We start from the raw sequence: 24,782 nt of genomic DNA, 5'->3' as shown, positions 1-24,782 counted from the left end.
ATGACTGTACAGCCGAACATGAATAAGAAACAAAGAGCCATCACTCCAACACCGAAAAAACGCCGACGAAAGCAACAAAAATCTACGTTCAACCGTATGCTTGTGAGAGTTTTCCGAATCGTGGTTACCGTGTTCCTCTTGCTTGTCGCTTGGATCGTCTACATCCAGTGGAAGGTTCAAATCGCTCCTGATCAAACGCTGCCTAAGCAAGTTGACGTGGGTATCGTTCTTGGTGCTTCCTTGCGCCAAGATATCCCTAGCCCTGGTCTCCAGGAGCGTCTAGATTTGGCGGTTAATCTCTATAAAGAGGGTCGGTTCAAGCAACTGATCGTCTCCGGAGGTCTGGATCATAACGGCTCCAAACTAACGGAGGCGGAGGGAATGCGTAATTATTTGGTTAAAAAAGGGCTTCCGGTCAAGAGCATCTTGATTGAGCCTCGGGCGACAAGTACCTATGAGAATTTGCTTTACAGCAAGCAAATTATGGACGAGCAAGGATTTGTGAGTTCGATTATTATGACCCATCAATTTCATGGTTCTCGTTCACTCGATATCGCAGAAACGATTGGTTTGAAGCAGCCTCTCATTTCATCAATGAAGTCAGAGGTGCTCTTCATGCCTTACCATGAAGCGAGAGAAACGCTAGCTTATACGAAGTGGTATTTGACAAAGCTGTTGTTGATGATAGGTATATAAGATAAACAAAGAAGCATGACCTGTAAGCGGGAATTACCCACTTGCTGGTCATGCTTTTGTTACCACATAAGAAAGTATAAGTTTTCGGTTTCCGAAAACTGCTTTCTTATTGGCGATAAAACCTACATCTAAACGCGGTCGCTCATCTTTGAATGGCCTCGATAGAGGTTTTCTCATTGTGCCTTGGTTATCCGTTTACAATGGCTCCACCGTTCACATGTAAGATTTGACCAGCCATATAGGATGAATCCTCGCTTGCGAGGAAAACATAGCTGGCAGCGAGTTCACTTGGCTGACCGGCACGTTTCATTGGTGTAGTCGAGCCGAAAGTGGCAACTTCCTCTGCGGTGAACGTAGAAGGAATGAGGGGCGTCCAGATCGGACCTGGAGCTACGCCATTTACGCGTATGCCTTTTGCGTTCAGCTGAAGAGATAGGGAGCGCGTGAAGGTCACAATGGCCCCTTTCGTAGCGGAATAATCGAGCAGCTGCTCATGACCGTGATAAGCGGTAATAGAAGCTGTGTTGATAATTGCGCTTCCGGATTTCAGGTGAGGTAGTGCAGCCTTGGTCAAATAAAAGAAAGAGAAGATATTGGTTCGAAACGTCCGCTCCAACTGCTCAGAAGTGATATTCTCGATGCTGGGCTGAGGATGCTGTTCTGCTGCATTGTTCACTAAGATATCGAGTTTGCCGAACTTCCCGACAGTTTGCTCAATGATTTGCTTGCAGAAATTCTCGTCGCCAATGTCTCCGGCAACATGCAGACACTTTCGTCCTGCCTTTTCCACATGACGCTGTGTCTCCTCCGCATCCTTATGTTCGTTCAAATATACCAATACGACATCTGCGCCCTCTTTGGCATAGGCAATCGCGACTGCGCGGCCAATTCCGCTATCACCTCCAGTAATCAGGGCGACTTTATCCTTAAGCTTGCCAGCTGCTTTATACCCAGCAAGCTCAAAGACAGGGAGAGGATTCATCTGTGACTCAATACCTGGCTGCTGGTTCTGATGCTGGGGCGGGAATACGGGTTTCTTTTCTGTTGCTGTTGCCAATTGTATTTGCTCCTTTCATCCTAGACAAATTCTTTGTTAGGATGATACAAGGGGCTGCAAATCATACTTAGTTCGGTAATGATAGCCATATCTGGCTTGGTAACCAAGCTTTTCATACAAAGTTACCGCGGGTATATTGGAAGTAACGACCTGTAAATATTGTTTGGTTGCACCGTGCTCCAAACTCCATTCCGTCAGTGCGTGCATGAGGACGTACCCAAGTCCTTGGCCTCGATGGCCTTCATGGATAACGACATTTACAAAACCTGCCCATTCGTCCTCTACAATAGCAGTACCTAATGCAATGATTTGGTCATTCAGTTTCAGCTTGAGGAACCCTTTCGGAGAAGGCATTCGTTCAAATAGTCCGCTATAGAAACCTCTGCGCTCTTCGGGAAACTGTTCAAGCATGAGGAAAGCGTCAAGCCACTCCGCATCTGCTGCTTCTGTCCATTCCATTTGAATGGACGACTTCTTTTGCATCATCTTACTGTTTGCGTTATCGGAAACTTGCCGACTGGTTGCAGTCATCATCAGACATGGCGTATCAATCGCATATCCTTTTGTTTGAAGAAATTCATCCAGACCTTCAGGGGAAGCATCGCTAATATGAAAAATTGCGGGTAAACCAAGTTCTTGATAAGATTGCTCTATTTTCGCAAGCCAATTAGGATCGTTTGGATATTCGCCAATGGCAAGCACACTGTTTGCGCGTTTAGTGACACCTCGCGAGGCCCGTAGGAGCCAATTGTCAATGGAAGTGGATGACTCGGCTGGCCACGTGTTTGATGCCACCGTATCGATGGCGACATAAAAGTCTGTTTTTTCGTTCATTTCTAGCGATCTCCTCCTCAAGTAAGTTTCCAATATTATAAATAATTTTATAGAGTTATGTATATAAATAATCGCGCTCCGCCAAAGTGGAAAATTATTATCCTTTGATGTAAGCTATGAAACAACAGGAGGTGGATTTTTCTTGGAATATATCATTCGTACCGCACAATTAGAAGATTACGAAGCCGTGAATGCCATTATTCGAGTAGGGCAGGAAGAACATGCGGATACGTTGCCGGAGCGTTTTGCTAGGTTAGATCACGTTGTTGCTATGGGTTGGTACCGAAGCTTTTCAGACCAACAGAACAAAGTGATTTTAGTCGCGGAGAAAGAGGGTTTGGTCGTTGGAGTAGCTATGCTGGAGATGAAGAAGTCTCCTACCTATGAAGCGCTAGTTCCTCGAACCTATGCGTATTTAAATGAACTGGCCGTCTCACCGGACTTTCTGCGTCAGGGCATTGGTACAAAGCTATATGAAGCTTCTGTTGACTGGGCTAAGGAGCGTTCAGCTGCTTCACTAGAATTAAACGTATGGGAATTTAATGAGCGTGCTATAGCCTTTTATAAATCCTTAGGGATGTTTACCTTAAATCGCACCATGACGACAGTGATATGATCAACAATGAAGGAGCATGATTATGCTATTTATCGATAACGAAGGAATCACAGATCCCCGGATTAATTTAGCCATTGAGGAATATGCCCTAAGGCAGCTCCCTAACGATGAGAGTTACTTACTTTTTTACATCAACGAACCGTCCATTATTATTGGTAAAAATCAAAATACACTCGAAGAAATCAATCCTGAATATGTCAAAGAGAATAACCTGCATGTGGTTCGGAGATTATCGGGTGGCGGAGCCGTGTATCATGATTTGGGTAACCTGAATTTCAGCTTCATTACCAGGGATGACGGGAACTCTTTTCACAATTTTCAAAAGTTTACTGAACCAGTTGTTGAAGCACTGCGTAAGCTTGGTGTTGAAGCAGCTTTAACGGGCCGTAATGATATCCAAGTCGGTGAGCGTAAAATTTCGGGCAATGCACAATTTGCAACCAAGGGCCGGATGTTCAGTCACGGAACACTACTCTTCGATTCAGAGATCGAAAATGTTGTATCTGCCCTAAAGGTTAATCTTGATAAGATTCAGTCCAAGGGCATTAAATCGATTCGCAGCCGGGTCGCTAACATCGTAGAGTTCCTGAACGAGCCTATTACGATGGAGGAATTCCGAATTAAACTGCTTGCTTCTATTTTCAATGCCGAGGAGTCGGAAGTTCCCATGTACAAGCTTTCTGAGGAGGACTGGGACCGTATTCACGAACTATCTGAGGAACGCTATCAAAACTGGGACTGGAACTACGGAAAATCACCCAAAAGTACTATGCAAAACTCCAAACGCTTCGAAGGCGTCGGTACAATAGATGTGCGTTTAGATATTGAAGAAGGCCTTATTCATGATTTAAAAATATATGGAGACTTCTTCGGAGCTAGCGATGTAGCAGAACTAGAGGAAACGCTGCGTGGTTCGCGGTATGAGGAGTCTGCTGTACGAGAACGGCTGTCGAGTGTGGAATTGCAGCGTTACTTTGGTGCGCTGGATTTGGAGTCTTTTGTGGCTTTAATGATGTTAAATTAAGGAAAGGATGGAGGAATACTGCCGATGACTAAGCTTTATTTAATCCGACATGGGGAAACGATGTGGAATGTGGAGCGCCGAATGCAAGGTCACTTGGATTCACCACTTTCATCTTTAGGGGAGCAGCAAGCCTCCTGGTTGTCAGATGCTTTGAAGGATGTTCACTTTGATGTTCTATGTGCGAGCAGCAGCGGTCGAACTTTGCAAACGGCGAATATCGTGAAAGGCTCGCGTGAATTGGCAATACATACCTCGGATGAGTGGAAAGAAATGAATCTGGGTGCTTGGGAGGGACGGATTTCGGCAGAAATTGCAGATTTGGATCCTGACAACTTCCATGCATTCTGGAATGCACCTGATCAGTATAGACCAACGAAAGGTGAGTCCTATGCTGATTTACAGGCTCGCGTCATACCTGCAATTGTGCAGCTGTTAGAGGAATATGCAGGGAAAACAATAGGCTTAATTTCACACACAGTCACATTGAAAATCATCATGGCTTTCTTCGAGCGAAGAGCTTTAGCAGACTTGTGGAACCCGCCATATTTTCACCCTACATGCTTAAGTCTTGTCGAAATGATTGATAACGAGCCTCATATCCGGCTTCACGGAGATACGACCCATTTTCAAGAGGAAGCATTCGGTTTCTAAAATACGATATCAATTGGAGGAATTATTCATGATCTTAGAAGTAGCCATCCTTCCTGTAATTGCAGGAAAAAATGCGGAGTTCGAAGCGGCGTTTCGCCAAGCATCATCCATTATTTCATCGATGAAAGGATACATTTCTCATGAGCTGCAAACGTGTATCGAGGATTGCAACAAATACTTGCTGCTCGTTCACTGGGAAACACTGGAGGATCACACCGTAGGCTTCCGCGGCTCTGAAGAGTATCAAGAATGGCGGAAGCTGCTGCACCATTTCTATGACCCATTCCCAGTGGTTGAGCATTATTCGCTGTCACAAAAGTATCATTAATGGCTGTTGCGGTCTAAAATGCATCAAACGAGCGTAGGATGGATTGATACGAACCATCAAACCATCCTGTAAACGAGGTGATCCTCATGAGTGGTCGAAGCTTGCCATCCAGACAGATCAACATCGTCTTACGGCAGCCAGAGCCTGGCATGCATAGGCGAGCCGTTGATGGAGTAGGCAGCCAGACTCACGCTTCGCCGCTAGCCGATGCCGAGCCGCAGCTCACAGGAAAGAAGACGCCTCTCGAGGGTCCGCTTTCGGATGTTTTCAAAGAGCTTAATCAACTGATTGGCCTTGATAATGTCAAAGAGCTGGTGCATGAAATCTATGCGCTTTTACAAATTTCGCAATTTCGCGCTGAAGCCGGTCTCCTCAGCAATGCGCACGTCTACCATATGATTTTCAAAGGAAGCCCCGGAACGGGTAAAACGACAGTGGCTAGATTGATGGGCCGCATGTTTCATGCCATGGGTGTTCTTAGCAAGGGTCATTTTATTGAGGTGGAACGTGCAGATCTGGTAGGAGAATACATTGGACATACTGCTCTTAAGACTCGTGAGTTGATGAAAAAGGCGATGGGCGGCATCCTTTTTATTGATGAAGCTTATAGTCTGGCACGTGGAGGAGATAAGGATTTTGGCAAAGAATCCATTGATGCGCTGGTCAAAGGTATGGAGGATAAGAAGAATGAGTTCATCCTTATTCTAGCAGGGTATAGCGACGAAATGGAGCAATTTCTGGCTACGAATCCGGGACTTCCTTCAAGATTTCCCATTCAAATTGATTTCGAGGACTATCCGATTGAACAATTAATTCAGATTACTGAGCTCATGGCTAAGGACAGAGAGTATGTTCTTCTTCCTCAAACAATCGTGAAGCTAAAGCAGCATTTAACGGATGAGAAAGCCGCCACATGGCGTGCATTTAGTAATGCGAGGTATGTTCGAAACATTCTGGAGAAAGCGATGCGGCATCAAGCGGTGAGGCTGCTCAGTCAATATGTAAACGCACCTTCCAAATTAGAATTAATGTCAATAAGACCGGAAGATATGAAATTTAAATGAAATTTATAAAGCCATTTAACTTATTTAAGTTAAATGGCTTTTTTTTCTTGGATAAAACGATTGACAGATTGCTTGAACCGAGTAAAATAGACAGAGTGATTAATTAACTGATAATGATTATCAATATTAACTTGGTTGAATTTGGGTTTTATTTTTCTATAGGGAGTCGTGATTCATGCGTAAATTCATTTTAGTGAGTTGGATAGCACTGCTAATGCTGCTATCTGTTCCTTTAACAGTAGGTGCTAAGGCGGAGGATGATCTGGCCAAGGCTGATGAAGGTATCGTTAGTGCCATTCAAGCTGCAGAAAGCGGAAAGTTGGAGGATGCCTCCCAATTGTTCGAAAAGTTTCAAATAAATTGGTTGTCCTATGAAAGTGGCATTAAAGAGCGCTCATTGGCAGCTTACCAGAAGATTGAACAAGCGATGGGTGAAGTCTCCTTCCAAACGCTCAAGCAGCCAATTGATTCGCAGAAATTGGTTGCGGGATTGAATAGTCTTCACAATTTGAACAAGAGTTTTATAGATGGCAACCTGGATGCTTTCGGTAAAGTGGTTCAGGGTAGTGGGGATATTACTGTGAGTTCATTGGTTGAGTTGCTGGAGAAAGCGGCGGATCAAATGAAGCAGAATGATATCGAAGGTGCTTCCGCAAGTATCCAAAAGCTTAGAAATTCCTGGTTGCAAATCGAGGGTATTGTGCTTACACAATCCTCAACTGTCTACACTTCGATGGAAAGAGACATGGTTACTGCTTACGCACAGCTGTCTGCTGTTCCTGTTCAAGCTAGTGAGGCTTCCGCAACAATTGCGCGAATGCACGCTGATTTGCAGCCGTTAGCGGCCAAAACAAGCTACACCATGCTGGATGCGACGACTATTTTGCTCCGCGAAGGTCTGGAAGCTTTGTTAGTCGTCATTGCCTTACTAGGTTTCCTGAATAAATCAGGGCATGGTGATAAGAAACAATGGATTTGGTATGGCGTTATCGGGGGCTTGCTTGTTAGTACGGCGCTTGGCATTGTCGTTCAACAGTTGTTTTCCGCAAGTGCATTTGGGAAAAACAACTTCCTGATTGCTGGATGTACAGGGATTTTTGCAGCTGTCATGCTGCTATATATGAGCTACTGGTTACACAGCAAATCAAGTGTCTCTAATTGGCAGAAGTACATACGGGATCAGAGTGTAAAAGCTTTGGCTACCGGAAGTCTAGTTTCTCTCAGTTTGCTTGCTTTTCTTGCAGTTTTCCGTGAAGGTACAGAAACAGCCCTTTTCATGATCGGTATGGCATCCTCTATCTCCTTAAGCTCACTGCTTGGAGGCATAGGGATTGGAGTGGCTGTCCTACTTATTGTGGCATTCTTAATCCTTAAAATTGGCCTACGTATTCCAATGCGTCCATTCTTTCTAGTTTCAAGCTTCTTCGTATTTTATCTTTGCTTTAAATTTGCGGGGATGGGTGTGCACGGGCTTCAATTGGCAGGTTATTTGCCAGCAACGACAGCTTCTTGGCTGCCAAGCTGGGACTTTATCGCACTGTATCCAACGTTAGAGAGTGCTATACCGCAATTTATTCTCCTGATATCCGCGTTGTTCGCAGTCATCTGGGACCGCCGTAAAACGATTCAAATGAAAAATATAGCATTATCTAAATCATAAATTAGTGAAAAGTGGAGGGAACTATCCCATGAAAAAACGTCAACAACTTATCATTTTAGCAGCTGCAACAACACTTGTACTCGCAGGCTGCGGTAAAACAGAAACAACGGAAGTAACCAAAGTACCCGTCAAAGAAGGCTCAGCAGCGCTTCTTACAAGTCTTGATCAGTTGAAAGGTCAACTGGACACAAATAAGGTTAAAGATCCGCAGAAGCAATCCACCCTACTTGAGAATCAGTGGGCTAGCTTCGAAGATGAAGTAAAACCGAAATTTCCAGAGTTGTATTTTAAAGTAGAGAAATTTCTGACTCCATTAGAAGCAGGATTGAAACAAGACAAGCTGGATTATGCGACATTAACTGTACTCAATAATAATTTGAAAGCAGCAATTACGGAGCTCAGCACCTCCCTCGCTGATAATAAAGGTGCAGTTAATAAAGATGTCATCACGGCATCCAAAGAGCTGCAAGAGGCTGCTATAGCTTATAATAAATATGTTCAAGACCAAGGGAAACAATTAGTCGCTGGACTCGAACAGCTGGATGCTGCTGTAAAGAGCGGCGATCTGAAAAAGGCACAAGAATCCTATGGACAATCACGGATGCCCTATGAGAGAATTGAGCCTATTATTGAGGCTTTTAGTGAGCTGGATGGTGCAATGGATGCTCGTGTGGATGATTTTAAGAATGAAAAGGATCCTGAGTTCACGGGATATCATCGTATAGAGTATTTGTTGTTTGTTAAAAAGAATGTGAAAGAAGCTGAAGCTTTTTCTTCACGCTTACTAGAAGACGGTAAGAAAATGCAGCAAGCAATTGCATCCACTACCATTGAGCCTTCTGATTTTATCGCTGGTGTAGGCGAGTTGATGGAAGAAGCACAATCTAAGAAAATCACTGGCGAAGAAGAGCGCTGGAGTGGAGCTACTATACCTGTTATCCGAGCTAATGTGGAAGGCGCGCAAGCCATCTATGATCTTATAAAAGTTGAGTTGAAAAAGAAAGACCCTGCACTTGATGAGAAAATCAGCAAAAGCTTAGCTTCAGTTATTGAGACAATGAACACACTTTCACCAGTTGGTGCTGCTTGGAATGATTTCAGCAAAATAGAACAAGCCAAACAAATCGATTTGAAAAATAAACTGGAGGCATTCGCTGAGCCGTTAGTGAAAATGCCAGGAACGTTAAGTAAATAAGGGAATGAAAGGAGAACAACGGTATGGGTGATAAAATGAATCGCCGTGCTTTCTTAGGCATGACGGCGGCAGGGGCGGCAGGCGTTATCGTGGGGGATTTGCTTGGGAAGGCGCAGAAAGTGATACCTACCTCTTCGAACAAACAACTAGGTACTGCAACCGCAAGCGCAGCGGATGAAACCATCTCATTTTATGGTGCTCATCAAACCGGTGTTGTGACTCCGGCCCAGAACTTTGCGAATGTGGCTGCATTTGATGTGACAACGCAAGATGTGAAGGAGTTAAAAGAGCTTCTACAGCTATGGACCGAGATGGCAGCGACTCTCATGGAAGGCAAGCCTCTTGCAGCTGAGCCTCAGGAGGGTAAATTCCCACCGGTGGATACAGGGGAGCAAATGGGCCTTGATACGGGTAAATTAACGCTTACCTTCGCTGTTGGTGCGTCTTTGTTCGAAAAAGATGGTGTCGATCGCTTCGGACTTCGTTCTCGTAAACCATCCGGTCTTACAGAAATGCCTATCTTCCATAAAGACTCGCTGCAGGAACAATTGACCCATGGAGACATCATTATTCAGGCTTGTGCAGATGATCCGATCGTTTGTTTCCATGCGATTCGTAACTTTTCTAAAGCTGCTCGTGGCGTCGCTCATTTGCGCTGGCAGCAGACCGGACAGTTGGGCGTGAAATCCCAAGGGACGAAACGGAACTTGTTCGGCTTCAAGGACGGTACGGCTAATCCAGACTTACAAGATGAACAATTTATGAAAAATAATGTTTGGGTCGAGGCGGGAGACGGTGCATCTTGGTTTGCCGGAGGCACCTACATGGTTGTTCGACGTATTCATATGCGCATTGAAACATGGGATCAACAACCATTTTCGGATCAAGAAGAGATTATTGGACGTCAGAAGGTTTCCGGAGCACCGATGGATGGACATGGAGAATTCGATAAGCCTAATTTCGCTGGCGATAGCAAAGGTGAAGTCACAGCACTCGATTCTCATATCCGCCTTTCAAATCCGCGTACGGGAGAGAATTCAGAGCGTGAACGCATTTTGCGCCGCGGGTATAATTTCATGGATAACCTCGATAACGTTGGACGAATCAATGCAGGACTGTTGTTCGTTTGTTTCAATCGGAATATCCAAACGCAGTTTGAATCCATCCAGAAAAGATTGACGAATCCGAAACTTCCTGACAAAATGCTATCCTATACGGACACAACGGGTGGAGGCTATTTCGCTGTGCTGCCAGGTGTTCCATCTAAAGGTTCGTATTTGGGACAAAGTTTATTTACTTAAAATAGGTGGAAAGCTACCGAGAGGCCTATGGTCTTTCGGTATTTTTGTGTCTTCAGATTGGAACACCGTTATAATCGAATTTTCCGCTCCTGCAAATTGACTTTCCCAAGCATTTCCTACACAATGATGAAGGAATACGCCCACATGGGGGCTATTTCGATCGTTTGAATGCAGCGTAAAGGAGACACACTTATGAAAACAACTTCACATATGGTTGAGAAAGAAATCGACGACCGCGCGGTGCTCGTTAGTCTAGTCACTCAGAAACAGAAGAAAAATGAATTATTAGCGGAATACTCGCTGCAAGAGCTGGTTAAGTTAGCTGAAACAGCAGGCGTGCTTGTTTTGGAGACGATGACACAGAACAAAGAAACAAAGGATTCCAAATGGTTTATTGGTAAAGGGAAAGTTGAAGAGCTAAAAGTTCGCTTGGAGGAACTTGGCGGGAATACAGCTATATTCGATCAAGAGCTGTCGGGTGCTCAAGTTCGTAACCTGGAAGCTGCCTTAGATGTGAAAATTATCGACCGCACGCAGTTGATTCTGGATATATTTGCTCAGCGTGCCAAAACACGTGAAGGTATTATACAGGTTGAGCTGGCGCAGCTTAGCTACCTGCTACCAAGACTATCGGGACAAGGTAAGAACTTGTCACGTCTCGGTGGCGGTATCGGGACGAGAGGTCCCGGGGAATCGAAGCTGGAGACAGATCGCCGGCACATTCGCGGCCGTATTGATGAGCTGAAGGCACAGTTGGAAGAAGTTGTTCGCCATCGGACTCTACATCGTGAACGCCGTAAGAAGACCGGTGTGTTTCAAGTTGCCCTTGTTGGTTACACGAATGCAGGAAAATCAACTTTATTGAAACAATTGACTCAAGCGGACGTCTATATTGAGAATCAGTTGTTTGCAACGCTGGATCCGACATCACGGACGATGGAATTGCCAAGCGGCAAAGAGATCGTTCTAACGGACACCGTCGGCTTCATCCAGAACCTGCCGCATGATCTTGTTGCATCGTTCCGTGCAACGCTGGAAGAGGCCAATGAGGCTGATTTGATCCTTCATGTCGTCGATAGTTCAACGGATATGAGAAATGAGCAAATGCGCGTTGTCGCTGAGGTCTTAGAAGAGCTAGGCGCACATCAGAAGGAACAGCTGACCATTTTCAATAAAATTGATCTCTGCTCGCAAGAAGATATGGAAATGCTTTCGACCGAAGGGGAATTTCTGAAAATTAGTGCGTACACCCCTGATGATCTGGAACGCCTGCGAATCGCCATTCAAGAGAAGCTGATGGGAGAGAGTAAAGAGTTCCGTATTCCGGCTGACAAGGGAGACATCATTTCCCTGATGTACCGAATTGGCGATGTCCTGGAGACGGATGTGGACGGAGAAGATATGCTGTTCAAGGTCCGTGTGAACAAGGATGATTACGTCAAATTGGCCTATCAATTGGTGGCTTATGATCAACATGCTCAGCAAGAGGCTCAAGATAGTGAGGGAGAGATTTACTAATTATGCAATTCGGGGATAAAGTTATGGCATTAATGGAGAGCGCAGAACGCCAAATAGAGAGCGCTTTTCGCCAAATTGAGAAAACGATTGATCTTAATCAATGGAAAGTGATTAGCGCTTTCCAAAAACATAAGGTAAGCGATTACCACTTTGCTTCTTCGACAGGCTATGGCTACAATGATCGTGGCAGAGAGGTGCTCGATCTTGTCTATGCGGATGCGATGGGTGCAGAAGCAGCACTCGTACGCCCGCACTTCGTCTCAGGTACACATACGATAGGTACAGCTTTGTTCGGTGTTCTGCGACCAGGCGAACATCTACTTTACATAACGGGTAAGCCTTATGATACGTTGCATAAGGTCATTGGGAAGCCTGGCGACGGTATGGGATCGCTGCAGGACTTTGGCATCGCATACAGCGAGGTTGCGCTGACTGAGGAAGGCGCACCAGACTGGTCGGCCATCATGGCTGCCATTCAGCCGAACACGAAGGTGATCGGCATACAGCGATCGCGCGGCTACTCGTGGCGGCCTTCGTTCACAGTGGAGCAAATCGGAGAAATGGTCCGATTCGTCAAGGAAGTGAACCCGGCTCTGATCGTCTTCGTCGATAATTGCTACGGCGAGTTCACCGAGCTGCAGGAGCCGACGCAGGTTGGCGTCGATCTCATGGCCGGCTCGCTTATCAAGAACCCCGGAGGCGGTATCGCCCCATCCGGAGGATACATTGCCGGGCGTCGCGACCTTGTGGAGCTCGCCGCTTACAGACTGACCGCCCCCGGTATTGGGGGCGAGGTTGGTGCTATGCTCGGCGCTACGCGAGCGATGTTTCAAGGGCTTTTCCTTGCCCCTCACTTGGTGGGGCAAGCCGTCAAGGGCTCTGTCTTCGCAGCCGCGGTGTTCGAAGAGCTGGGCTTCGAGAGCCATCCGCGCTGGCAAACGCCGCGCACGGATCTGATCCAAGCGATCCGCTTCACGTCGGCGGATCACTTGATCACGTTCGTGCAGGGCATCCAGAAGGCGGCTGCCGTGGACTCGCACGTTGTGCCGGAGCCGTGGGATATGCCCGGCTATGAGCATCCCGTCATTATGGCGGCCGGGACGTTCATTCAAGGCGGCAGTCTGGAGCTGTCCGCGGATGCGCCGATTCGTGAGCCCTATATCGCTTATTTGCAGGGCGGGCTTACCTACTCACACTGTAAGTTAGGGGTACTAACAGCAATCCAACATATGGAAGACAAGGGATTGTTGTGAAAAATAAGACTGTGAACAAACCTAACACTCCTTGACACGTTTTTGTTACAAAGGTACAATAGTAGAGAGGTACTTACTGACCAGGAGTGATTAGCATGAGTGATGAGATACGTAGAAATATGGCGTTATTCCCGATCGGGATCGTCATGAAGCTGACTGATTTAACCGCAAGACAAATTCGTTACTATGAGCAGCATGAACTTATTATTCCAGCCAGAACAGCTGGTAATCAACGTCTGTATTCGTTTAATGATGTAGAACGACTTCTTGAAATTAAAGATTTAATTGAAAAAGGTGTGAACATCGCTGGGATCAAGCAAGTTCTTATCCCTGTCGATAAAGATTCAGAAGATGCAACGATTTTGAATGAACACACAGAAGTTAAGCGTAAAGAATTAACCGACTCCCAACTGCACAAAATGCTTAAGCAGCAGTTGATTGGCGGAGGTAAACGCCCTGATCAGGTTTCCCTGATTCAAGGTCAGCTTTCCCGATTTTATAAATAGCATTTCTTAATCGCTCGTAAATTGAGAGGAGACTGCACACGTGAGCTACAACAACAATTTTTCCAAAGAAGACATCTTACGCATTGCCAAAGAAGAAAATGTTCGGTTCATTCGTTTGCAATTTACAGACTTGATGGGAAGCATCAAGAACGTAGAAATTCCTTACAGCCAACTCGAAAAAGCGCTCGATAACAAAATGATGTTCGATGGTTCTTCCATTGAGGGTTATGTGCGTATTGAAGAGTCTGATATGTATTTGTATCCTGATTTGGATACATGGGTTATTTTCCCATGGGTAACCGAGAGCAAAGTAGCACGTTTGATCTGCGATATTTATATGCCAGATGGCAAACCGTTCGCAGGAGATCCGCGTGCCATCTTGAAAAATGCGTTGAAACAAGCCGAAGAGATGGGCTTTACGGCTATGAACGTAGGTCCGGAACCAGAATTCTTCTTATTCAAAACGGATGAAAAAGGCAATCCAACGACGGAACTGAATGACCAAGGTGGTTATTTCGATTTGGCTCCGATGGATTTGGGCGAAAACTGTCGCCGCGATATCGTGTTGACGCTTGAAGAGATGGGCTTCGAAATTGAAGCATCCCACCACGAAGTAGCGCCAGGTCAACATGAAATCGACTTTAAATACGCAGATGCGATTAAAGCGGCTGACCAAATTCAAACCTTCAAGCTCGTTGTCAAAACCGTTGCTAGACAGCATGGTTTACATGCGACCTTTATGCCTAAACCTTTGTTCGGCATGAACGGTTCTGGTATGCACTGTCACCAATCATTGTTTAAAGGTGATGTGAATGCTTTTTATGAAGAGAACGATAAATTAGGTTTAAGTAATGTGGCTAGACAATATATGGCGGGTGTACTTCGTCATGCACGTTCTTTTGCTGCGATTACGAACCCTACTGTAAACTCTTACAAACGTCTAGTTCCTGGTTATGAAGCGCCTGTATATGTAGCATGGTCGGCAAGTAACCGTAGTCCAATGATCCGTATTCCAGCATCCCGCGGTTTAAGCACTCGCGTTGAAGTTCGTAACCCGGATCCGGCTGCTAATCCATACTTGGCTCTTGCTGTTATGCTTGCTGCCGGACTGGATGGCATCAAGAACAAAATGCAGCTTCCTCCTCCAACCGATCGTAACATCTATGTTATGACCGAAGAGGAAAGAGAGAGCGATGGCATTCCTACATTGCCATTGAACTTGAAACAAGCGTTGGACGAGCTGCTTCGCAATGATGTGATTTGCGATACACTTGGCGAGCATGCTCTAGCTCATTTCTATGAACTTAAAGAAATCGAGTGGGATATGTACCGCACACAAGTTCACCAATGGGAAAGAGATCAATATCTGTCTCTTTATTAATCGCTTAGCAAGTTGATATTGATGCAACAATTAGATACGAAAAGCCCGTCAGTCTTCAGGAATATTTCTGAACTGATGGGCTTTTTCACGCGAAGGAGAACATGAGAATGATGGACAACTTTCAAATTAATTTGGAAAAGTATGCTGAACTTGTAGTCAAAGTAGGGGTTAACCTCCACAAAGGCCAGGATCTGATGATAGAGTCGCCGATAGAATCCCTAGAATTGACTAGACTTATTGTAAAGAAAGCCTATGAGGCAGGGGCGAATTTTGTCCAAGTGCATTGGCAGGATGATGTGATTACTCGCAGTAGATTCGAACATGCCCATGATGAAGCTCTAGATTATTACCCAGAGTGGTATACGAATATGTTAGAACGCTTTGTAGAAAACGGTGGAGCTTTACTGAATATCAAAGTCCCGGATCCTGATTTGTACGCGGGTATTGATGCGAGCATGATTTCTAGGGCATCCAAAGCCATGGCTACAGCTAGAGCAAAGTATCAGCAATATGTGAGAACAAGTAAGTTCAGTTGGTGCTTAATCAAAGCGCCTACTGTGGCGTGGGCATCCAAAGTGTACGCCGATTTGCCTGAAGAACAGAGGATCGATGCGATGTGGGAGGCCATTTTCCGGATAAATCGGGTTTATGAAGATGATCCGGTAGCGGCTTGGCGAGTTCATATGGATCAATTGAAGCGCGTTCGCAGCGTTTTGAATGAGAAACAATACGAAGCACTACAATATCGAGCTGCAGGAACTGATCTGCGAGTTGAACTGCCGGAGGGCCACATTTGGCTTGGCGGTGATACGGAGAACGCAAGTGGAATACGATTCGTTGCGAATATGCCGACCGAGGAAGTTTTCACCATGCCTAAGCGAACAGGTGTTCATGGGACTGTGTCGAGCACCAAGCCATTAAATGTAAACGGGGCGCTTGTGGATCGGTTTTCGTTCAAGTTCGAGGGCGGGAAAGTTGTGGATTTTCAGGCAGAAGTCGGCTATGAGCATCTAGCTAGGTTGCTAGATATGGATGAGGGCGCACGGTATTTGGGAGAAGTTGCTCTCGTACCTTTCGATTCGCCTATCTCTAATCTTGACCGCATTTTCTACAATACGGGCATCGATGAGAATGCATCCTGCCATCTGGCCTTAGGCAGCTGCTACCCGATCAATTTGCAGGATGGCGTATCTTTTTCAAGTGAAGAGCTGAAAGCTCGAGGTGGGAACACCAGTTTGATTCATGTGGATTTCATGATCGGGACGGCGGATCTTGAGATCGATGGTGTCCTTGGTGATGGTACCGTTGAACCTATTTTCCGACGTGGAAATTGGGCACTTGCATTTTAGTTGATAATTTAGGAAAGCTTAATTCCTAAGGTAAGGGTACTCCTGGGTTTTTCAATGGGATAGAGAGAAGATAGCAAATAGCAGTTAGTGCATAGCTGATGAAAGACGCCAAATGGAAAAAGTAAGGAAGAAGTGAGAAGAGAGAAGAGAGAAGAAAGAAGAAAGAAGAAAGAAGAAAGAAGATTAATGATAAAAGATAGTAGTTGGAAAATAGAAGTCTCTAGAGACCGCTAATTTGCCCAAAAGTGTGGAAATTATAAGAATAGAAGCCTTTAAAGACTTCTATTCCTTAAAGTTGAAGCAAATGGGGGCCAAATATTACCGAATAGAAGCCTCTAGAAGCTTCTAATTCCGCAAAATGCGATCTTAATGACGGAATAGCAGTCTCTAAAGACTCTTATCTGAATCCACAGTTCAGCCTTTTTGGCTTTTGATGAGATTAAAGCCCATGTCATTAGCTTATAAGATCCATACTTGGATCGGCTTTCCAATTACAGTTGAGTTTCTCCATTAGAGGCTTGCAAATAAGGCAGTAAGACTGCTTACATCCAAAAGAACCGAGGGACTAATGTCCTCTCGGTTCTTTCTCATTGGTATTGTATGTAGAATAAGGGCTGTAGGGCTATTACATATCCCGGAACAAACCAATGACACGGCCTAGTATCGTAACATGTTTCAAGAGGATAGGCTGCAAAGCAGAGTTCTCCGGTTGAAGACGAATATGATCCTTTTCCTTGTAAAAGCGTTTCACCGTTGCTTCATCATCTTCTGTCATTGCAACAACAATGTCTCCGTTATTAGCGGTTTGCTGCTGCTTTACGATGACATAATCGCCATTATGAATACCGGCTTCGATCATACTGTCACCCATGACGCTAAGCATGAACACATTATTATCTCCTACCATGCTGACAGGAAGAGGGAAGTAGTCTTCGATATTCTCTGTTGCTGTAATAGGAACACCTGCAGTTACTTTACCAACGAGAGGTACGCGAGCTACTGAAACCGCGAAATGCGTTTCAGCACCGTCAAGGCCTAGAATTTCAATAGCACGGGGTTTTGTAGGATCTCGACGAATCATACCTTTCTTCTCAAGACGCTCCAAATGACCGTGTACAGTAGAACTAGAAGCTAGTCCAACAGCCTCGCCGATTTCTCTAACGGAAGGCGGGTACCCCTTATCTTTCACTTCATTCTTAATGAATTCCAATATAGCTTGTTGACGCTGCGAAATCTTACTCAATAGTTATCACTCCAATACTGGGAATCATTACCCAAAGTATAACATAGAACCCGAGTTCGTACAAACATAAGTTCGAGAAAACGGTTGACTCAAACATGTGTTCGTGTTATTCTAATACCAGAACAAATGTTTGGGAGATGATTACTCATGTATATGGCTTATTCAAACACTAACACTACACACGCACCTCATAGATCTGCTAGCACATCCAAAGGGATGACATTTAATTCTAGTTATACAAAAGCGATTGTTCGCTTCATTCTATTAGCAGTTATTCTTGGTACTGTGTTTTCATTTGGTGCTATGGTTCAAGCCTATGCAGGGGATGGGGCTGCAAACGCAATAACCCCAGTTTCCGTGAAACCTATTAACATTACTCCGAAAGCTGTCGTACAAGATCAAGTCGTTATTCAACGTGGAGACACACTCTGGGATATTGCTTCCACTCATAAAAAAAGTAATGAGAACGTTCGTTCGTACATACATAAATTAAAGACAATCAATCATTTAACCACCAGCTCCCTGAAAGAAGGACAGGTTTTATTGCTTCCATAATTTCACTATGCTATTTTTAATAGACTCTAAATATGATGAGGCTTGGACATGTTCCTATGCCTCTTTTTGTTGTCTCTTGACATTCCTTAATAGGGATGGCAAAGTAGTACTCATATTGAATTTTTGACTGGGAGGATCATTATGAGTGACAACATGGAACAGAATATCGAACGTATTAATGAGCTTGCTCGTAAAGCGAAAACAGTTGGCTTAACAGATGCTGAAATCGATGAACGCAACGAACTCAGAAAGAAGTATATTGAAGCATTCCGTGGCAATCTTAAAGTTCAACTTGATTCCATCAAGTTTACGGACGAAGAGTAATCGCTGCTCACATAGATACAACATTCAAAAGGGGAAATGAATGATGACGTTGAAAGCCGTACTTTTTGATTTAGATGATACGCTTCTGTGGGATGATCGCAGTGTGGAGGAAGCTTTCGAAGCAACATGTGCTGTAGCTGCAAAGCAAGTAGCCGTGAATGCCGAGGAGTTGGAAGCTTCTGTTCGCAAAGAAGCGCGTTCTTTATATGAATCTTTTGAAACTTTTGAATTTACGAAAATGATTGGGATTAATCCCTTCGAAGGCTTATGGGCAAATTTCACACAAGGTGAGAATGAGAACTTTCGTAAGCTTGAGAAACTAGCGCCAGGCTATCGTACGGAATCTTGGACAAGAGGGCTTGCGGCGTTGGGGATAGAGGATCGTGAGCTCGGGTATAAGCTTGGAGAACTATTTCCAGCAGAACGCCGATGCCGTCCTTACGTTTATGAGGAAACGTTCCGAGTATTGGACGCTTTGAAAGGCAGCTATCAATTGTTGTTGTTAACGAATGGTTCACCCGATTTGCAAAAGGAAAAATTAGCAGGTGTCCCAAATATCGCACCATACTTTGATCATATTGTGATCTCCGGTGAATTTGGTGTAGGTAAGCCAGCGACATCTATTTTCAACCATGCACTGGGACTACTTGGGATAGAAGCTGGGGAAGGAATCATGATCGGAGATAAATTGACAACCGATATCCTTGGTTCTGGCAGTGTAGGAATGCGCAATATTTGGATTAATCATCATGGGCTTCAAAGTGGAGATGAGATCGTTCCTGTGTATGAGGTTTCCCGTCTTCAAGATATTTTGCCAATTATTGCGAACGGATAAATAAAGAATAAACAAAAACCCAACGGCTGCTTAGGACGTTAAGTCCAGCGCTGTTGGGTTTTTGTTCTCATATAATATAATTAGGCTTTAGTAAATTCGGGATCATCAATGTTATAAGCAACCCAGCCATCTTTTTCGATGAAGAGACGAACGGCAACGATTTCACGGTTATCCATAAGTGTGAAGAAATGGTTCGTGTTCTCAGGAACTGAGATAACATCGCCTGGTTCAAGTTCAACGTCAAAATAGCCAACTTCACTTTCGGATTTGATAATGAAAATCCCTCGTCCAGAAACGATTGCACGAATTTCATCTTCCGTATGAGTGTGCACCTGCTCGAATTTCTTCAGGAGTTCTTCGATGTTAGGCGTTGAATCGGAAAGCGCAATGACATCCCAAATTTCATATCCGCGTCTAGCAGCCAAATCACGAATTTCTTCTTCATAAGTACTAATAATTTCAGCTTTCTCTTCATCACTTAGAATGAATTTCTCACGCAGTGTTTCCGGAAGCTTCTTAGCATCCCAGTGTTCATAAACAACATTTTGACTATCCAAGAAGGCTTTGACCTGCTCTTCGCCTTCAATACGTTCATTCGTATTGCGAATTCTAATTTGTGCCACGCTGCATCCCTCTTTCTAAGTAAATATACTTTGTATTATAGTGGAAATGCAGCTAGCTGTCGATGTTTGAACATAAGAATTTCCGATAAAACCTATAGGTAAATATGATAATTCAAATTCTTTTCATAGAAGCCGGATTCTGTTACACTAAAGCATAACATAATTTGTCGTTTTTTTTATTCTCTATAGCTTTAGGATAAGTTGAAAGGGAGTCATGCAATGATCAAAACACCAATACAAGAGCAGCTTAAAAAGAAGATCATGATCCTAGATGGTGCCATGGGTACAATGATTCAGCAAGAGAACTTAACCGCTGAAGATTTCGGGAGCGATGATTTGGACGGATGTAATGAAATTCTTTGTGTTACACGACCGGATGTTATACGCAAAATTCATGAAGCTTACTTCGCCGCGGGCGCTGATATGATAGAAACAAATACATTCGGGACCACGAGCGTGGTACTAGCGGAGTATGATTTGCAAGACCGTCATCGCGAATTAAATCTTGCGGCAGCCAAACTGGCAATCGAAGCGGCAAATAAATTTTCGACACCGGAGTGGCCTCGTTATGTTATCGGAGCCATGGGTCCTACGACCAAGACATTGTCGGTTACGGGTGGAGTAACATTCGCTCAACTCGAGGAGAGCTATTATGAGCAAGCGTTAGCTCTTGTTGAAGCGGGCGTGGATGCACTCCTTTTGGAAACTTCCCAAGACACTCTGAACGTAAAAGCAGGCAGTATCGGAATTCGCAGAGCGTATGAAACATTGGGTGTTGAACTTCCAATAATGATCTCGGGTACAATTGAACCGATGGGCACAACATTAGCCGGGCAAAATATTGAATCCTTCTACATTTCTCTTGAACATTTGAAGCCTATATCAATGGGGTTGAACTGTGCTACTGGTCCTGAATTTATGAGGGATCATATCCGAACATTGTCTGATATTGCTGGAACAGCGATTAGTTGTTATCCGAATGCCGGTTTGCCGGACGAGAACGGTCATTACCATGAGTCTCCTGAATCTTTGGCTAAAAAGATGGCCGGTTTTGCAGAGCAAGGGTGGCTGAATATTGCCGGTGGGTGCTGTGGGACAACGCCGGATCACATTCGTGCAATGGCGGAGACGCTTTCTCAGTATAAGCCAAGAACGCAATACGGTACGCATTTACCTGCTGTCTCAGGGATTGAAACGTTATTTATCGAGCCAGAAAATCGTCCTATCATGGTTGGCGAACGGACCAATATTTCAGGTTCGCGAAAATTCAAACGCCTGATTAAAGAAGGGAAGTTTGAAGAGGGCTCTGAGATTGCACGTAATCAAGTTAAAAACGGCGCTCACGTTATTGATATTAACCTGCAGGATACAGATATTGACGAGGCTTATGCCGTTGAAGAGTTCATGCAGCAGGTAGTGAAGAAAGTCAAAGTTCCGTTAATGATTGACTCGACATATGACCACATCATTGAACTTGGACTTAAGTACTCCCAAGGTAAGGCGATCATCAACTCCATTAACTTGGAGGATGGCGAAACGAAGTTCGAAGGGATTTTACCTTTAATCAAACGTTACGGGGCTGCCGTTGTTTGTATTCTCATTGATGAACGAGGACAAGCGGTTTCGCGTGAAGCGAAGATCGAAGTTGCGACGCGGTCGTACGAGCTTTTGACACAGAAGTATGGTATGAATCCTGAGGATATTATATTTGATCCTAATATGTTCCCAGTAGGCTCTGGTGATCCGCAGTATATCGGTTCCGCCGTAGAGACGATTGAGGGTATCAAGTTGATTAAAGCTAAATATCCTGCTGCTAAGACGATTCTTGGCTTAAGTAATATCTCTTTTGGTTTACCGGATGCTGGGCGTGAAGTGCTGAATTCCGTATATCTGTACCATTGTACGAAGGCAGGACTGGATTATGCCATTGTGAATACAGAAAAACTGGAGCGGTATGCTTCGATCCCGGATACAGAACGTCAATTAGCTGAAGAACTTATTTACAATACGAATGATGAGACACTGGCGCAATTCGTAGCCCATTTCCGTGAGAAAAAAGTGGAGAAGAAAGAGAAGATTTCGAATCTGTCTCTGGAAGAAAGACTCGGCTCTTATGTCGTGGAAGGGACCAAAGAAGGGCTGATCCCTGATTTGGAAATTGCATTACAGACTTATTCGCCTCTTGAAGTCATCAACGGGCCACTCATGAAGGGGATGGAGGAAGTAGGACGCCTCTTTAATGGCAATGAACTGATTGTGGCTGAGGTTTTACAAAGTGCGGAAGTGATGAAGGCTTCAGTTAACTATTTGGAACCATTCATGGAGAAATCCGAAACAGCGGTTAAGGGAAAAATTATTTTAGCAACCGTCAAAGGTGATGTTCACGATATCGGTAAAAATCTGGTCGAAATTATCCTATCGAACAATGGTTATAAAATCATTAATCTTGGGATAAAGGTACCGCCAGAACAAATTATTGAAGCTTATCGAAGAGAGAAGCCGGATGCTATTGGTTTATCAGGCTTGCTCGTAAAATCTGCGCAGCAAATGGTCATAACCGCGCAGGATTTACGCACGGCTGGTGTGGATGTGCCGATTCTGGTTGGTGGGGCTGCGCTAACACGTAAATTCACCAAAACGCGTATTCAGCCTGAATATGAGGGGGTTGTCCTGTACGCTAAGGATGCGATGGACGGTTTAGATATTGCGAACCGACTAAGCGATCCTGAGCAGCGGAAGCGACTCATTCAGGAACTGAGAGAGAGCCTGGAGTCCGATGTGATGGATACCGGTAAGAAGGAAGAGAAACTGCCGCAGCTCACACGTGTGAGTTCGTCTGCTGTATCCAAGGATCTTCCTGTGCAAGTACCGCAGGATACAGAACGCCATATCATGAGGGATTACCCGATTAGCCATCTAATGCCTTATGTTAACATGCAGATGCTGCTAGGACATCATCTTGGCTTGAAAGGTAAAGTAGAGCAGCTGCTTAGCGATAAAGATACGAAAGCCCTTCAACTGAAGGATACAGTGGATTCAATTCTATATGCTGCACAGCATAATGGGATTATCAAAGCCCACGGAATGTACCGTTTCTTCCCAGCACAATCAAGCGGTAACGATGTCATCGTGTATGACCCGCAGGATCAAAGTAAAGTGCTTGAAACCTTCACTTTCCCGCGTCAGGATAAAGAACCTTATCTTTGCTTATCCGACTACCTTAAGTCAGTAGAAAGCGGGCAAATGGATTACGTTGGTTTCTTACTGGTTACGGCAGGGCATGATATTAATGAATTGGCTAAAGAATGGCGGGATAAAGGGGATTATTTGAAATCCCATGCCCTTCAGGCTACGGCACTGGAAATGGCTGAAGGATTTGCTGAACGGATTCATCACATCATGCGAGATGTATGGGGGATAGCCGATCGTGTAGATATGACAATGCAGGAGAGATTTGGGGCCAAATATGTTGGACAACGGTTCTCCTTCGGTTACCCGGCTTGTCCGAATCTCGAGGATCAAGCGAAATTGTTCAACCTGCTGAAGCCAGAGGATATTGGCGTAGAGCTAACGGAGTCGTTCATGATGGAGCCGGAAGCATCGGTTTCAGCAATCGTATTTGCCCATAAGGAAGCTCGTTACTTCAACGTAGGATAGAAAGTTTATGTATAAAGCGAGGCAGCCCAACGCGAACTACATGGTTCGTCGGCGTCCTCGCTTTACATTTTGGCATCGTGATTTTAGATAGAATGGAGTTTAGATCGTGGACTTGTATTTTTTGGGTACGGGGGCGGGAATGCCTTCCAAACAACGAAATGTCACCTCAATCGCTTTAAACCTGTTGGATGAACGTGGAACCTACTGGCTGTTCGACTGTGGAGAAGGGACGCAGCAGCAGATTCTGAACTCTCCAGTGAAATTGGGACGAACGGAGATGCTTTTTATCACGCATCTGCATGGGGATCATTTGTACGGTCTACCTGGTTTGTTAACGAGTCGTTCCTATTTAGGAGGGGATACACCTCTTACGCTATATGGACCGCGTGGTCTCAAGAACTTTGTTGAGACGGCCCTCTCAGTAAGCGGGGCTCATTTAACGTATACGCTGCAGATCGTGGAAATCGAGGAAGAAGGTCTGATTTTCGAAGATGAAAGCTTCCAAGTCGAGACGGCACGACTAGAGCATCGTATCGAATGCTTCGGTTTCAGGATCGTAGAGAAGGATCAACCAGGCAAGCTTATGCAGGAAAAACTAACGGAACTCGGCATACCAGCAGGTCCGCTTTATGGTAAATTGAAGCAAGGCCAATCCGTCCAGTTGGAGGATGGTCGTACGCTTCATGGGACTGATTTTCTAGGCGCGCCGATACCCGGACGCATCGTTGTAATTCTTGGTGACACGCGTTATTGCAGGGGGGCTCAGCACTTAGCACGCGGCGCTGATGTGCTTGTGCACGAGGCTACATTCGCCATGGATAAGCAGGAGCTTGCGTATTCGTTTGATCATGCCACTTCAATTGATGCGGCAAGAACAGCTCAGGAAGCGGGAGCGAATGCGCTGATCATGACGCATATTAGCTCGCGATATCAGGGGGATGCCGTAAATGAGCTTTTGCTAGAGGCTCAAAAGATTCACAGCAATAGCTATATAGCTAAGGATTTCTGGAGTTTTGAAGTACCGCGCAAAGGGTAAAAAAGAAAAGTGGCTGTCCCAAAGTGATAATGTTTAACTCATTTCATCCACTTTAGCGGCTTGTCGTTCCGTTAAG

The 24,782-nt window shown here is 44.9% G+C and carries 23 protein-coding genes; 19 read left to right on the top strand and 4 right to left on the bottom strand.

What is annotated here, in order from left to right; translation table 11 throughout:
- Window positions 1–696, top strand: a complete 696-nt coding sequence (locus AC58UU_RS26190; protein ID WP_497320043.1) for a YdcF family protein — start codon at window positions 1–3, stop codon at window positions 694–696.
- A gap of 187 nt (window positions 697–883) precedes the next feature.
- Here AC58UU_RS26190 and AC58UU_RS26185 read toward each other — a convergent pair whose 3' ends face one another.
- On the bottom strand, window positions 884–1,753 hold the full coding sequence (locus tag AC58UU_RS26185) for an SDR family oxidoreductase (RefSeq protein ID WP_497320042.1): 870 nt from the start codon (window positions 1,751–1,753) through the stop codon (window positions 884–886).
- A 36-nt stretch (window positions 1,754–1,789) separates the two neighbouring features.
- The gene (locus AC58UU_RS26180; RefSeq protein WP_497320040.1) at window positions 1,790–2,587 is read right to left on the bottom strand and encodes a GNAT family N-acetyltransferase; all 798 of its coding nucleotides are present in this window, start codon (window positions 2,585–2,587) and stop codon (window positions 1,790–1,792) included.
- Between the two features lie 142 nt (window positions 2,588–2,729).
- Here AC58UU_RS26180 and AC58UU_RS26175 point away from each other — a divergent pair, with 142 nt between their 5' ends.
- The 13 genes from AC58UU_RS26175 (at window position 2,730) to AC58UU_RS26115 (ending at window position 16,433) form a co-directional block, all read left to right on the top strand.
- A complete protein-coding gene (locus tag AC58UU_RS26175) occupies window positions 2,730–3,203 on the top strand; it encodes a GNAT family N-acetyltransferase (protein WP_497320039.1) in 474 nt (157 codons plus the stop codon).
- A gap of 22 nt (window positions 3,204–3,225) precedes the next feature.
- Window positions 3,226–4,227 (top strand): lipoate--protein ligase, encoded by a 1,002-nt coding sequence (gene lplA / locus AC58UU_RS26170; protein WP_497320037.1) that lies wholly within the window; start codon window positions 3,226–3,228, stop codon window positions 4,225–4,227.
- Window positions 4,228–4,251: 24 nt separating this feature from the next.
- Window positions 4,252–4,878, top strand: coding sequence for a histidine phosphatase family protein (locus AC58UU_RS26165; RefSeq protein ID WP_497320036.1), 627 nt, complete (start codon window positions 4,252–4,254; stop codon window positions 4,876–4,878).
- Between the two features lie 28 nt (window positions 4,879–4,906).
- Window positions 4,907–5,206, top strand: coding sequence for an antibiotic biosynthesis monooxygenase family protein (locus AC58UU_RS26160; RefSeq protein WP_497320034.1), 300 nt, complete (start codon window positions 4,907–4,909; stop codon window positions 5,204–5,206).
- Between the two features lie 86 nt (window positions 5,207–5,292).
- Window positions 5,293–6,270: an AAA family ATPase gene (locus AC58UU_RS26155; protein WP_171649282.1), complete on the top strand. Its 978-nt coding sequence runs from the start codon at window positions 5,293–5,295 to the stop codon at window positions 6,268–6,270.
- 175 nt (window positions 6,271–6,445) lie between these two features.
- Entirely contained in the window at window positions 6,446–7,930 is a 1,485-nt protein-coding gene (locus tag AC58UU_RS26150; protein ID WP_497320032.1) for an FTR1 family iron permease, read from the top strand.
- A 28-nt stretch (window positions 7,931–7,958) separates the two neighbouring features.
- Window positions 7,959–9,125 carry an EfeM/EfeO family lipoprotein gene (locus tag AC58UU_RS26145; RefSeq protein WP_497320031.1) on the top strand — a complete coding sequence of 389 codons (1,167 nt, stop codon included), beginning with the start codon at window positions 7,959–7,961 and terminating at the stop codon, window positions 9,123–9,125.
- A 23-nt stretch (window positions 9,126–9,148) separates the two neighbouring features.
- Window positions 9,149–10,426: an iron uptake transporter deferrochelatase/peroxidase subunit gene (gene efeB, locus AC58UU_RS26140; protein ID WP_497320029.1), complete on the top strand. Its 1,278-nt coding sequence runs from the start codon at window positions 9,149–9,151 to the stop codon at window positions 10,424–10,426.
- Window positions 10,427–10,618: 192 nt separating this feature from the next.
- Window positions 10,619–11,944: a GTPase HflX gene (gene hflX / locus AC58UU_RS26135; protein WP_497320027.1), complete on the top strand. Its 1,326-nt coding sequence runs from the start codon at window positions 10,619–10,621 to the stop codon at window positions 11,942–11,944.
- Window positions 11,945–11,946: 2 nt separating this feature from the next.
- Complete coding sequence (locus tag AC58UU_RS26130) at window positions 11,947–13,197, top strand: methionine gamma-lyase family protein (protein ID WP_497320025.1); 1,251 nt, start codon at window positions 11,947–11,949, stop codon at window positions 13,195–13,197.
- Between the two features lie 95 nt (window positions 13,198–13,292).
- Window positions 13,293–13,703, top strand: coding sequence for a MerR family transcriptional regulator (locus AC58UU_RS26125; protein ID WP_047676992.1), 411 nt, complete (start codon window positions 13,293–13,295; stop codon window positions 13,701–13,703).
- A 40-nt stretch (window positions 13,704–13,743) separates the two neighbouring features.
- Window positions 13,744–15,084: a type I glutamate--ammonia ligase gene (gene glnA, locus AC58UU_RS26120; RefSeq protein WP_497320023.1), complete on the top strand. Its 1,341-nt coding sequence runs from the start codon at window positions 13,744–13,746 to the stop codon at window positions 15,082–15,084.
- A 110-nt stretch (window positions 15,085–15,194) separates the two neighbouring features.
- The gene (locus AC58UU_RS26115) at window positions 15,195–16,433 is read left to right on the top strand and encodes an aminopeptidase (protein WP_497320082.1); all 1,239 of its coding nucleotides are present in this window, start codon (window positions 15,195–15,197) and stop codon (window positions 16,431–16,433) included.
- A gap of 625 nt (window positions 16,434–17,058) precedes the next feature.
- On the opposite strand, the gene lexA is transcribed toward AC58UU_RS26115, so the two are convergent.
- Window positions 17,059–17,676, bottom strand: coding sequence for a transcriptional repressor LexA (gene lexA, locus AC58UU_RS26110; RefSeq protein ID WP_047676998.1), 618 nt, complete (start codon window positions 17,674–17,676; stop codon window positions 17,059–17,061).
- Window positions 17,677–17,823: 147 nt separating this feature from the next.
- Here lexA and AC58UU_RS26105 point away from each other — a divergent pair, with 147 nt between their 5' ends.
- The 3 genes from AC58UU_RS26105 (at window position 17,824) to AC58UU_RS26095 (ending at window position 19,390) form a co-directional block, all read left to right on the top strand.
- Complete coding sequence (locus tag AC58UU_RS26105; protein ID WP_497320021.1) at window positions 17,824–18,231, top strand: LysM peptidoglycan-binding domain-containing protein; 408 nt, start codon at window positions 17,824–17,826, stop codon at window positions 18,229–18,231.
- A 141-nt stretch (window positions 18,232–18,372) separates the two neighbouring features.
- Window positions 18,373–18,555, top strand: a complete 183-nt coding sequence (locus tag AC58UU_RS26100) for a DUF896 domain-containing protein (RefSeq protein ID WP_047677001.1) — start codon at window positions 18,373–18,375, stop codon at window positions 18,553–18,555.
- 43 nt (window positions 18,556–18,598) lie between these two features.
- Window positions 18,599–19,390 (top strand): HAD family hydrolase, encoded by a 792-nt coding sequence (locus tag AC58UU_RS26095; RefSeq protein ID WP_497320081.1) that lies wholly within the window; start codon window positions 18,599–18,601, stop codon window positions 19,388–19,390.
- Between the two features lie 80 nt (window positions 19,391–19,470).
- On the opposite strand, the gene AC58UU_RS26090 is transcribed toward AC58UU_RS26095, so the two are convergent.
- The gene (locus AC58UU_RS26090) at window positions 19,471–20,013 is read right to left on the bottom strand and encodes a 1,2-dihydroxy-3-keto-5-methylthiopentene dioxygenase (protein ID WP_497320019.1); all 543 of its coding nucleotides are present in this window, start codon (window positions 20,011–20,013) and stop codon (window positions 19,471–19,473) included.
- 219 nt (window positions 20,014–20,232) lie between these two features.
- Here AC58UU_RS26090 and metH point away from each other — a divergent pair, with 219 nt between their 5' ends.
- Complete coding sequence (gene metH, locus AC58UU_RS26085) at window positions 20,233–23,670, top strand: methionine synthase (protein ID WP_497320017.1); 3,438 nt, start codon at window positions 20,233–20,235, stop codon at window positions 23,668–23,670.
- A gap of 106 nt (window positions 23,671–23,776) precedes the next feature.
- Complete coding sequence (rnz, locus tag AC58UU_RS26080; RefSeq protein WP_497320015.1) at window positions 23,777–24,706, top strand: ribonuclease Z; 930 nt, start codon at window positions 23,777–23,779, stop codon at window positions 24,704–24,706.
- Window positions 24,707–24,782 lie beyond the last annotated feature (76 nt).

This window comes from Paenibacillus sp. JT22N1 (assembly GCF_059692155.1).
The sequence above is the reverse complement of the archived record's forward strand: the minus strand, read 5'-3'. Positions and strand labels throughout refer to the sequence as shown.

Excerpts from the sequence above, each read along its gene's own strand:
- AC58UU_RS26105 (WP_497320021.1), top strand. The coding sequence starts at position 17,824 with ATGTATATGGCTTATTCAAACACTAACACTACACACGCACCTCATAGA.
- AC58UU_RS26150 (WP_497320032.1), top strand. The coding sequence starts at position 6,446 with ATGCGTAAATTCATTTTAGTGAGTTGGATAGCACTGCTAATGCTGCTA.
- AC58UU_RS26095 (WP_497320081.1), top strand. The coding sequence starts at position 18,599 with ATGACGTTGAAAGCCGTACTTTTTGATTTAGATGATACGCTTCTGTGG.
- AC58UU_RS26125 (WP_047676992.1), top strand. The coding sequence starts at position 13,293 with ATGAGTGATGAGATACGTAGAAATATGGCGTTATTCCCGATCGGGATC.
- lplA (WP_497320037.1), top strand. The coding sequence starts at position 3,226 with ATGCTATTTATCGATAACGAAGGAATCACAGATCCCCGGATTAATTTA.
- AC58UU_RS26180 (WP_497320040.1), bottom strand. The coding sequence starts at position 2,587 with ATGAACGAAAAAACAGACTTTTATGTCGCCATCGATACGGTGGCATCA.
- AC58UU_RS26160 (WP_497320034.1), top strand. The coding sequence starts at position 4,907 with ATGATCTTAGAAGTAGCCATCCTTCCTGTAATTGCAGGAAAAAATGCG.
- metH (WP_497320017.1), top strand. The coding sequence starts at position 20,233 with ATGATCAAAACACCAATACAAGAGCAGCTTAAAAAGAAGATCATGATC.
- AC58UU_RS26145 (WP_497320031.1), top strand. The coding sequence starts at position 7,959 with ATGAAAAAACGTCAACAACTTATCATTTTAGCAGCTGCAACAACACTT.
- AC58UU_RS26190 (WP_497320043.1), top strand. The coding sequence starts at position 1 with ATGACTGTACAGCCGAACATGAATAAGAAACAAAGAGCCATCACTCCA.
- AC58UU_RS26130 (WP_497320025.1), top strand. The coding sequence starts at position 11,947 with ATGCAATTCGGGGATAAAGTTATGGCATTAATGGAGAGCGCAGAACGC.
- efeB (WP_497320029.1), top strand. The coding sequence starts at position 9,149 with ATGGGTGATAAAATGAATCGCCGTGCTTTCTTAGGCATGACGGCGGCA.
- AC58UU_RS26155 (WP_171649282.1), top strand. The coding sequence starts at position 5,293 with ATGAGTGGTCGAAGCTTGCCATCCAGACAGATCAACATCGTCTTACGG.
- AC58UU_RS26115 (WP_497320082.1), top strand. The coding sequence starts at position 15,195 with ATGGACAACTTTCAAATTAATTTGGAAAAGTATGCTGAACTTGTAGTC.
- AC58UU_RS26100 (WP_047677001.1), top strand. The coding sequence starts at position 18,373 with ATGAGTGACAACATGGAACAGAATATCGAACGTATTAATGAGCTTGCT.
- hflX (WP_497320027.1), top strand. The coding sequence starts at position 10,619 with ATGAAAACAACTTCACATATGGTTGAGAAAGAAATCGACGACCGCGCG.
- AC58UU_RS26165 (WP_497320036.1), top strand. The coding sequence starts at position 4,252 with ATGACTAAGCTTTATTTAATCCGACATGGGGAAACGATGTGGAATGTG.